The 9,053-nt window shown below is 65.0% G+C and carries 10 protein-coding genes; all 10 read left to right on the forward strand.

Features of this window, described 5'->3' with window-relative positions:
* The coding region (locus tag SY1_RS07110; RefSeq protein WP_208873235.1) for a RelA/SpoT family protein at window positions 1-867 on the forward strand (867 nt) is incomplete at its 5' end.
* 20 nt (window positions 868-887) lie between these two features.
* Entirely contained in the window at window positions 888-1,748 is an 861-nt protein-coding gene (locus SY1_RS07115; protein WP_208873237.1) for an ACT domain-containing protein, read from the forward strand.
* A 5-nt stretch (window positions 1,749-1,753) separates the two neighbouring features.
* Window positions 1,754-2,203 (forward strand): D-aminoacyl-tRNA deacylase, encoded by a 450-nt coding sequence (gene dtd / locus SY1_RS07120; RefSeq protein ID WP_015556622.1) that lies wholly within the window; start codon window positions 1,754-1,756, stop codon window positions 2,201-2,203.
* Between the two features lie 53 nt (window positions 2,204-2,256).
* Window positions 2,257-2,892: an MBL fold metallo-hydrolase gene (locus SY1_RS07125; protein ID WP_015556623.1), complete on the forward strand. Its 636-nt coding sequence runs from the start codon at window positions 2,257-2,259 to the stop codon at window positions 2,890-2,892.
* A 79-nt stretch (window positions 2,893-2,971) separates the two neighbouring features.
* Entirely contained in the window at window positions 2,972-4,027 is a 1,056-nt protein-coding gene (gene mreB / locus SY1_RS07130) for a rod shape-determining protein (protein WP_015556624.1), read from the forward strand.
* Between the two features lie 88 nt (window positions 4,028-4,115).
* Window positions 4,116-4,916: a rod shape-determining protein MreC gene (gene mreC / locus SY1_RS07135; RefSeq protein WP_015556625.1), complete on the forward strand. Its 801-nt coding sequence runs from the start codon at window positions 4,116-4,118 to the stop codon at window positions 4,914-4,916.
* Window positions 4,913-5,374 carry a hypothetical protein gene (locus tag SY1_RS07140; RefSeq protein ID WP_208873239.1) on the forward strand — a complete coding sequence of 154 codons (462 nt, stop codon included), beginning with the start codon at window positions 4,913-4,915 and terminating at the stop codon, window positions 5,372-5,374. Before mreC ends, SY1_RS07140 begins: the two co-directional genes overlap by 4 nt.
* 50 nt (window positions 5,375-5,424) lie before the next feature.
* Window positions 5,425-7,119 (forward strand): penicillin-binding protein 2, encoded by a 1,695-nt coding sequence (gene mrdA, locus SY1_RS07145; protein WP_423868989.1) that lies wholly within the window; start codon window positions 5,425-5,427, stop codon window positions 7,117-7,119.
* A 7-nt stretch (window positions 7,120-7,126) separates the two neighbouring features.
* Complete coding sequence (locus tag SY1_RS07150; RefSeq protein WP_208873241.1) at window positions 7,127-7,927, forward strand: septum site-determining protein MinC; 801 nt, start codon at window positions 7,127-7,129, stop codon at window positions 7,925-7,927.
* A gap of 193 nt (window positions 7,928-8,120) precedes the next feature.
* Complete coding sequence (gene minD, locus SY1_RS07155; protein ID WP_208873243.1) at window positions 8,121-8,924, forward strand: septum site-determining protein MinD; 804 nt, start codon at window positions 8,121-8,123, stop codon at window positions 8,922-8,924.
* The last annotated feature ends 129 nt before the right edge of the window (window positions 8,925-9,053 follow it).

Consider the following 9,053-nt stretch of genomic DNA (forward strand, 5'->3'; position numbering starts at 1 on the left):
AAGCTGGCGGATCGGCTTCACAACATGAGGACCCTGGGGGCGCTGCGCAGGGACAAGCAGGAGCGCATCGCCAGGGAGACCCTTGAGATCTTTGCGCCCCTGGCCCACCGCCTCGGCATCTACCAGATCAAGCGGGAGCTCGAGGACCTCTCCTTCCGATACCTTCAGCCCGACATCTATCAGGAGATTCGGAGGAAGGTGAAGCGCCGCCTGCCGGAGATGGAGAGCGTCATCAAGCGCGGGATTGAAGCCCTCGAGGCGCGGCTGGGCAAGGAGGGCATCCCCTGCAGGATCAAGGGGCGCGCGAAGCACTACTACAGCATCTACGAGAAGATGCAGCGAAAGAAGCTATCCGTTGACGAGCTTTACGACATCCTGGCGATCCGCGTCCTGGTGGAGGACGTGTCCACGTGCTACGCCGTGCTGGGGATCGTCCACGCCATGTGGGCGCCCATCTCCGGCCAGTTCGACGACTACATCGCGACGCCCAAGAGCAACATGTATCAGTCCCTGCACACCACGGTGATGGCCTTCGGGGCCCCCATGGAGGTCCAGATACGGACCTACGAGATGAACCACCTGGCGGAGTACGGCATCGCCGCTCACTGGCTCTACAAGTCGAAGGGCGCTGCCGCGGACAGCCTGGATGCCAAGCTGATGTGGGTGCGTCAGGCGCTGGAGGCGGAACAGGGGGATGGACAGGACCCGGAGGAGTTCCTGGAGCTCCTCAAGAGCGACATCCTGACGTCGGACGTCTACGTCTTCACGCCGCAGGGCAAGCCCCTCGTGCTGCCCAACGGAGCCACGACCCTGGACTTCGCCTACGCGGTGCACACCGAGGTGGGCAACCACTGCTGGGGGCCATGATCAACGGCCGCATCGTCCCCTTGAGCACGCAGCTGCACAACAGCGACATCGTGAAGATCATCACTTCCCCTCAGGGATCGCCCTCCCAAGACTGGCTGAAGATCGCGCGCTCCAGCAAGACCAGGAGCAAGATACGCAACCACTTCCGCCAGGCCGAAAAGACGGATCGAAACGAAAAGATCGCGCGGGGCTGGGAGGCCTTGGAGAAGGAGCTGCGCAAGCGCGGCCTCACCGTCGAGAACCAGGAGGACTTCGCCCCCGGACTGAACAAGGTGGCGCGGGACCTGGGGCTGTCCGGAAAGGACGACGTGTTGGCGGCCGTGGGGGCGGGGACCTCCGGCCCCAGCACCGTGGCGCAGAAGCTGGTCCTGGCTTACCTGCAGCAGCATCACCCTGCGGACGACCTCTCGACGCTCGTCAAGGAGAACCCTCCGGTCCGTCGGCACGATTCCGACATCATCGTGGAGGGGGAGGGGGGGGTGAGCGTCGTCCTGGCGAACTGCTGCGCGCCGATACCAGGGGACGCCATCGTGGGGTACTCCACGAGGACCCGCGGGATCACGATACACCGCATCGACTGCCCCAACATCCTGAACGCCCAGATGGGGCGGGTGGTGCAGGTCTCCTGGGGCCGCTCCTCCGACAAACTGTACACGGCGCGGCTGAAGGCCGAGGCCGTGGACCGCGCCAACCTGATCCGGGACGCAGCGCAGTCCATCGGGCTTGGAGGGGGCAGCATATCGGGCATCAAGGCCTCGACGATCGGCAACAGCCTGATGAGGATGAAGATCGAGCTGCGGGTCCGCGACCTGGAACACCTTTATGGGGTCATCGCAAAGCTGAACGCGGTCAAGGACATCATCGAGGTTACGAGGGGGTAGAGGCCATGCGCATGGTCGTTCAGAGGGTTTCGAGGGCGGCGGTTTCCGTGGGCGGAGTTGAGGCGGCCCGGATCGGAAGGGGCGTTTGCGTCCTCCTTGGGGTGGGGGCCGAGGACGCGCAGGCCGACGCGGACTGGCTGGCTGAGAAGCTCGTGAACCTCAGGATCTTTGAGGACGCGGAGGGCCGGATGAACCTCTCCCTGCTGGACGTGGGCGGCGCTGCCCTCCTGGTCTCCCAGTTCACGCTTTACGGCGACTGCCGCAAGGGGCGGCGTCCCTCCTTCGTGGGGGCGGCGGGGGCGGAGAAGGGCCGGGAGCTCTACGAATACTTTGTCGAGCGGGTCAGGGCCCAGGGCGTGGAGACGGGCTGCGGGGTCTTCCAGACGCACATGGAGGTGGATATCCTCAACGACGGCCCCGTCACGCTCTTCCTCGACACTGCGGACAGAAGGTAACCGGGGCGGGAAGACGAACTCCGCGCTGTTTTGAACGGGAGGCTGTGCTCAAGATGCAATACAAGCGTTTCCCTCTGGGGGCGTTGTGGACGAACGGCTATCTTTTCTGGGACGAGGACGGCGAGGCCTTCTTCATCGACCCGGGCGGCGACGCCTCGGAGGTGCTGAAGTTCGTCAAGGTCCACGGCCTGAAACTGCGGAAGGTCCTCCTGACCCACGGACACCTAGACCACATCGCCGGGGTCCGGGACCTCGTGCCCCTCGTGGGGTCGGAGGTCTACGTGGGGCGCGGCGACGCCCGCATCCTGCGCAATCCTCCGGAATCGCTTCAGACCGCGCTTCGGATCCACTGCGACCCCATCACCGACTTTCAGGAGGTCGTGGAGGGACAGACCCTGAGGGTTGGAAAAATCGAGGTCCAGGTCATGGAGACGCCGGGGCACACCGAGGGCGGCGTGTGTTATCTTATTGCGGAGGGGGACGAGAAGGTGCTGACCTCCGGCGACACGCTCTTCGCCCACAGCGTGGGGCGCACGGACCTCGACGGCGGCGACGAGGCGAAGCTGAACGCTTCTCTCCTGCGGCTGGCGAAGCTGCCGGACGACCTTCGCGTCCTGCCCGGGCACGGGCCGGAGACGAATATCGGCAAGGAGAGGGCGCACAACCCCTTCTGGCCCGTGCAGTCTTAGAAGACGCCCTGGTGTTGAAAGCCCGCCTGCGCATCGGCAGGGGGCCCTTTGAGTTTGAAACTGCGGGTGATGAAGAAGCATGTTCAAGTACCTATCCGGTGTTTTGGGGCTGGATGTTGGGATCGACCTCGGCTCCGCCAACATCGTGGTGTACGTCAAGGATAAAGGGATCGTGCTCAGCGAGCCCTCGACGGTGGCCATTCGCAAGCTGCCGCGGGGCGGCGGGCTCGAGGTCATTGCCGTCGGGCGGGAGGCCAAGGCGATGTCCGGGAAGACGCCCGGCGGCGTGGAGGCGATCTGGCCCCTCCAGGACGGCGTCATCGCGAACTTCGACATGACGGAGGAGCTGATCCGCTACTGCCTGCGAAGGGCCGGCGGCAGCGGGTCCTTCATGGTGCATCCGCGCGTGGTCATCTCCGTCCCCGCGGAGGTGACGGAGGTGGAGCGCAAGGCGGTGGTCGACGCGACGCTGGGGGCCGGGGCGAGCGAGGCCTACGTCGTGGAGGAGCCCATCTCCGCGGCCCTCGGCGTTGGCCTTCCCATCGACAGGCCCAACGGCTGCATGATCATCGACATCGGCGGCGGGACCAGCGAGGTCTCCGTCATCTCCCTCGGAGGCATCGTCGTGACCAGCTCCCTGCGCACGGCGGGCCGGACGATGGACAACGCCATCATCGCGATGATCCGCCAGCGCTACGCCCTGCTCATCGGGGAGACGACGGCGGAGGAGGTCAAGAACACGATCGGCTCCGCGCTTCCCCTGTCCCCGGAACTCGAGATGTCCGTGAAGGGGCGGGACCTCTCGGACGGCCTGCCCAAGAGCGACATGGTGTCCTCGTTGGAGGTCCGGGAGGCCCTGGAGCCGATCTTCCTGAGCATCGAGGACATGGTGAAGGTGGCGCTTGAAAAGACGCCCCCGGAACTGGCCAAGGACATCGTGGACCGCGGCATCGTCCTGTCGGGCGGGGTCGCTCTGATGCGCGGCTTTGCCGAACGGCTGTCACGGACGATCAACACGCCGGTGATCGTGGCGGAGGAGCCCCTTTTCTCTGTGGCCCTGGGCGTTGGGAAGATACTGGACAACCTGGGGACGATGCGGCGCGTCCTGATGTCCGTCGAGCGCGGTTCGCGCTGAATGCCGAATTTGGCGCCGCACCAGGGAACGGTTCCGAGGGGGCTGCCGGGGCGCGTCCCGCGTCTTCGCCGTGCCGTGAGGCGTCCCCATGCTTGACCGACGCCAGGTCCGGGAGAGGGCCCACGGCCTGACGGCCCTCATCCTGGGGCTCTTCCTCCTGGGGGTCGGCGCGAGCCTGGGGATATCGAAGACCGCAGCGGACCTTTTGAGCGGGATGTTGAGCATCCCGGAGTATCCAGCGGTCCTCCTGCGGGAGACGATACGCGACTGGCTGAGCTGGGGCCGCAGCCGAAGCGCCATACAGGCGGAGATCGAGGCGCTGCGGGGCGAGAACGCGGAGCTTCGCGTCCTGAACGCCACCCTGGCAAACGAGCGCATCCGCGTCGAGCTGAGCGCGTTGGAGGCCAGGAAGGACGTGGCCAGGATAACGCTTCGCGCGCCCATGTCCTGGTGGAACGAGATCCGTATCGACAAGGGAGAGGGGGACGGCGTCATCGTTGGACTGCCCGTATTTCATAACGGCTACCTCGCGGGGCGCATCAGCTCCGTGTCGCTCCTGTCCTCGTGGGTGGAGCTCCTCACCTCGCCGTCGCTGATGATCCCCGTCGTGGTGGAGGAGACGAGGGAGTTGGGGGTCGTCATGGGAAACGGCAGCGGGTCCGTCTTCCTGAACTACATCCCGGCGGGACGGGGCTCCATGAAGGGGATGAAGGTCAGCACGGCCTTGATCGGCGAACAGCTTCCGCCGGGGCTGCCCATCGGGGTCATCGCCGAGGAGCTGGAGACGACCCCAGACGGCTACGCCACGTACCGCATCGCTCCGGGCGCGGATTTCTCAAAGCTCTACAGCGTGTCCCTGCTGGTAGGGCCTGAGGGGGCGTCCCGATGATGGAGTTCGTGGGCCTGTGGCTGTTTCAGGACCTCATAGAGGTGCTTTTGCTGCGCGTGACGCAGGCCCCGGAGCTCTTCCTGCTGGGGGTGGTCTACCGTCTCCTCACGCTGAAGGAGGGGGAGGAGCGCCTGTGGGCCATCTGGACCGCTTTCGTGGGCGGCCTGCTGTGGGACCTGAGGTGGGTCGGAATCCCCGGATTTTTCACGCTGGGATACGTCGCGGTGGTGATGCTGGTCCTCTGGATGTGGAGCGCCATTCCGTCTCAGGGGCGCACGATGTTCGTGGCCTTCCTCCTGCTGGAGGCGTCCCTGGTGATCCCGCCACTCATCCCGGTGCTGATCGTGGGCGGCGGCGTGAGCGGAGGGTTCTTCCTGGTGCAGCAGCTCTGCTCCCTCCCCGCGCTTCTCCTGTGCCTGCACCTTTACTCGAAGCACATGAGGAGCCTCCATGCCTGAGATCCGCGACCTGCTGGACGATCGCCTGAAGCTTCTTCTGGGGGGGCGTCCTGGGGTCGCTTCTTGTCCTCCTGGGAGGGCTTTATTTCTGCCAGATCTTTCAGGGGGACAAGTACGTGCGGCTGGCGTACAACAACCGCCTGCGGCTGATCCGCTTTGCCGCCCCACGGGGCGAGATCTTCGACCGGCACGGGGTTCCCCTGGCGGTGAACGAGACGACGTTCAACGTCATGGGCTATCCGCTGGACCTGGACACTCCGGAGAAGCTAGAGAAGCTCAGTGCGGTGCTCCTGCGCCACGGGATCCCCATGACGTCGGAGGACCTGGCGCGGACGATCAAACAGCAGCGGTTGGCCCCCTATCGGGTGATGAAACTCGTTTCCAACCTGACGATGCCCCAGATGGCGGACCTGGTGGCGGACACGGACTTCCCCCACGAGCTCTTTCCCCTCTCCGTGTGGCGCCGAACGTACCCCGCAGGGGCGATGGCCGCCAACGTCCTGGGCTACGTCGGGGAGATTTCGGAGGAGGAGCTCAAGGCGAGCTCCGGAAACGACTACTACGGGGGAGACCTGATCGGGAAGTCCGGCATCGAGCGCGCCTATGAGGCCGAGCTCCGCGGGGAGGCGGGGGAGGAGGCGCTGGAGGTGGACGCGCGGGGGCGCAAGGTGCGCGTCCTGGACTCCCGTCCCGCGGCGAAGGGGACGGACCTGCACCTCACCCTGGACATGGGGGTGCAGAAGCTGGCCGTCGAGCTCCTGAAGAACTACAAGGGGGCCATCGTCGCGATGGACGTGAAGACCGGCGCGATCCTTGCGCTGGCCTCCTCCCCGACCTACGACAACAACCCCCTCGCCTGGGGGGTCTCCGGGAGGGAGTGGAACGCTATCGTTCGGGACCCCAACAGGCCAATGCTCGATCGCTGCATCTCCGGGGTCTACCCTCCCGCCTCGACCTTCAAGGCGTTCATGTCCCTGGCGGCCCTCGAAGAGGACGTCATTACGAGCTCCACCTCCTTCTCCTGCAGCGGGGCCATCAGGCTGGCCTCCCACACCTTCCGCTGCTGGAGGCGCAGCGGGCACGGCTCCATGAACGTGTTGACGGCCCTCCAGCACTCCTGTGACGTCTACTTCTACCAGGTCGGCATACGGATGGGGATAGACCGCATCCTCAAGTGGGCCCGTCGTTTCCGTCTTGGGGAGCCGACGGGAATCGACCTTCCGGGGGAGAGCGCCGGCGTCATCGCGGGGCCCGACTGGAAGCGAAGGCGCTTTAAGGAGAACTGGTATCAGGGGGATACCGTGAACTATTCCATCGGGCAGGGGTACCTTCTCATGACGCCCCTTCAGATCGCGCGGGTCTATGCGGCGATAGCGAACGGGGGCAGGTTGGTGACGCCACACCTCTCTAACCTGAGCTACAGGCCACCCGTCGATCTGCACCTCACACCGGCCAAGGTGGCCCTCGTGCAGCAGGGGCTGGACTACGTGGTGCAGCGCGGGACAGGAGCTCGCGCCGGGAAGTTTGGGGTGACCGTCGCCGGCAAAACGGGGACGGCTCAGAACGCCCACGGGGACGACCACGCGCTCTTCGCGGGCTATGCGCCGGCGGAGGCGCCACGGTACGTGGTGGTGGCCATCGTCGAGGCCGGAAAGCACGGAAGCAGCGTGACTTCGCCCATCGTGGGCGAGCTCCTGGCCCACATGTTGAGCCACGCTTCGACTGAAGGGGAAAAGAAAGAGTAGGGTGACGATGTCCCATAAGCATGACGATGACGTTCAAGACAATCCCCCCTTCGGGGAGCTCCCCGAAGGCCATTCGTCGGGTTTGGAGGCCCTCAGCCGGGGATCCGGCGCTCAGATCCGGATGGCGGGGACGCGCTACGGCATTCGCATCTCCCTGCCCGTCTCCTCGTCCGAGGAGACGCTCCTGGAGCTCCTGTCCCGCATCCCGCCCCAGGCGTACCAGCTTCCGGACTCGGAGGGGATCGCCCTCGACTTTCAGTCCAGGGCGTGTTCGGAGCGGCTTCTCCTTCGGCTCCTGCAGGAGGTCGTGTGGGGCAAGGGGTTCCGCGTCCTGGCCTGGCTCTCCGATAACGAGGAGTCGCTGCAGCTGTTTCGCAGATCGGGCTTTGCGGTGGCGGAGCCGGTCGTCGCCCCCACCCCTCAGCCGGAGGCGCACAGGACGGCGAAGGAGTGGGGACCGCCCAGGGTGAGGATTGTGTATAATTCTATGCGATCCGGCCAGGTGGTGGAGGCCGAGGGGGACGTGGTGCTGTGGGGACATCTGAACTCCGGCGCCGAGATATCCGCCGGCGGAAGCGTCATCGTGTCTGGAAAGCTGAAAGGGCTGGTCCACGCGGGCCGCGGAGGCCGCGAGGACGTCTTCGTCATGGCCGGGTCCTTCGAGGCGCAGCAGGTGCGCCTGGGGCATAAGCTGTGCTACGCGGACCCCTCCACCGCCGGATGGCAGAAGCCGGTTCTGATCGTCATCGAGGACGGGGAGCCCATCGTCCGCGAGAACGAGTTTCTGAGCGGCGCAGCGGAGCCGTGAGAGCAGGATTCCTCCGAATGGCCCTTCTTCTTCGGGCAGCTTAGAGATTAGAATGGCGCCGGCGCAGTTCGCAGCACAGGCCGGAGAGGCTGGCATCGGGGACGGTCGGCAAACCGTTTTCAGCGATTTTTACGAAAGTCAATCAGCGCTTTCCTAATGAGCGTATGCTTTTTCAGCGAATGGAGGGTTTCTATTGGGAGCTCGGGTTATTGTCACGACCTCCGGAAAGGGAGGGGTGGGAAAGACGACCTCGACCGCGAACATCGCGGCGGCCCTGGCCAAGTTCGGCAAGAAGGTCGTAGCGGTCGATGCGGACGTGGGGCTGCGCAACCTGGACGTCATTATGGGCCTCGAGAACAGGGTGGTCTATAACTTCATCGACGTCATCGAAAAGAACTGCACCTTAAAGCAGGCCCTGATCAGGGACAAGCGAGTGCCAAACCTGTTCCTGCTGGCCGCCGCCCAGACTCGCACGAAGGACGCGGTGAGCCCCGAACAGATGATAGAGCTTTGCAGCCAGCTGCGGCCGAACTTCGACTTCATCTTCCTGGACTGTCCCGCCGGCATCGAGGGTGGGTTCAAGAACGCGGCGGCCGGGGCCGACGAGGCCCTCGTGGTCACGACGCCGGAGATTCCGGCGGTGAGGGACGCGGACCGCATCATCGGCATGTTGGAGTCCATGGGAAAGGCCCCGATCCGTCTGATCATCAACCGCCTCCGGCCCACGATGGTCCAGGATGGCGACATGCTGGCACAGGAGGACATCCTGGACGTCCTCTCCATTAAGCTGATCGGAATCGTCCCGGAGGACGAGTGCGTCATCCGCGCCACCAACAACGGCGAGCCGATGACGCTGTCCCCGGAGTCCCCCGCAGCCCAGGCCTACCTGAACATCGCCCAACGCCTCATGGGGCAGGAGGTGCCGCTGATGGACCTTGATGCCTACGCTTCCCACGGCATATTCCGCTGGTTTAAGAACCTGTTTAGGCGACGTTAGCCCGCAGAAGGATCGTTGCGTCGAGCGAACGGCCTGCCTCGGCAGGAAATGAAGGCCGAAAGCCCCTCACAGGTCCGACGGGTCGGGAGACGGACGACGAAGTTTTCAAAAAAACGTTCGCTTCGCATG

The organism is Fretibacterium fastidiosum, assembly GCF_000210715.1.
Taxonomy (GTDB): Bacteria; Synergistota; Synergistia; order Synergistales; family Aminobacteriaceae; genus Fretibacterium; species Fretibacterium fastidiosum.

Coding starts and splice junctions, on each gene's coding strand:
- SY1_RS07150 (WP_208873241.1), top strand. CDS start 7,127: ATGTCCCATAAGCATGACGATGACGTTCAAGACAATCCCCCCTTCGGG.
- SY1_RS07125 (WP_015556623.1), top strand. CDS start 2,257: ATGCAATACAAGCGTTTCCCTCTGGGGGCGTTGTGGACGAACGGCTAT.
- mreB (WP_015556624.1), top strand. CDS start 2,972: ATGTTCAAGTACCTATCCGGTGTTTTGGGGCTGGATGTTGGGATCGAC.
- dtd (WP_015556622.1), top strand. CDS start 1,754: ATGCGCATGGTCGTTCAGAGGGTTTCGAGGGCGGCGGTTTCCGTGGGC.
- SY1_RS07140 (WP_208873239.1), top strand. CDS start 4,913: ATGATGGAGTTCGTGGGCCTGTGGCTGTTTCAGGACCTCATAGAGGTG.
- mreC (WP_015556625.1), top strand. CDS start 4,116: ATGCTTGACCGACGCCAGGTCCGGGAGAGGGCCCACGGCCTGACGGCC.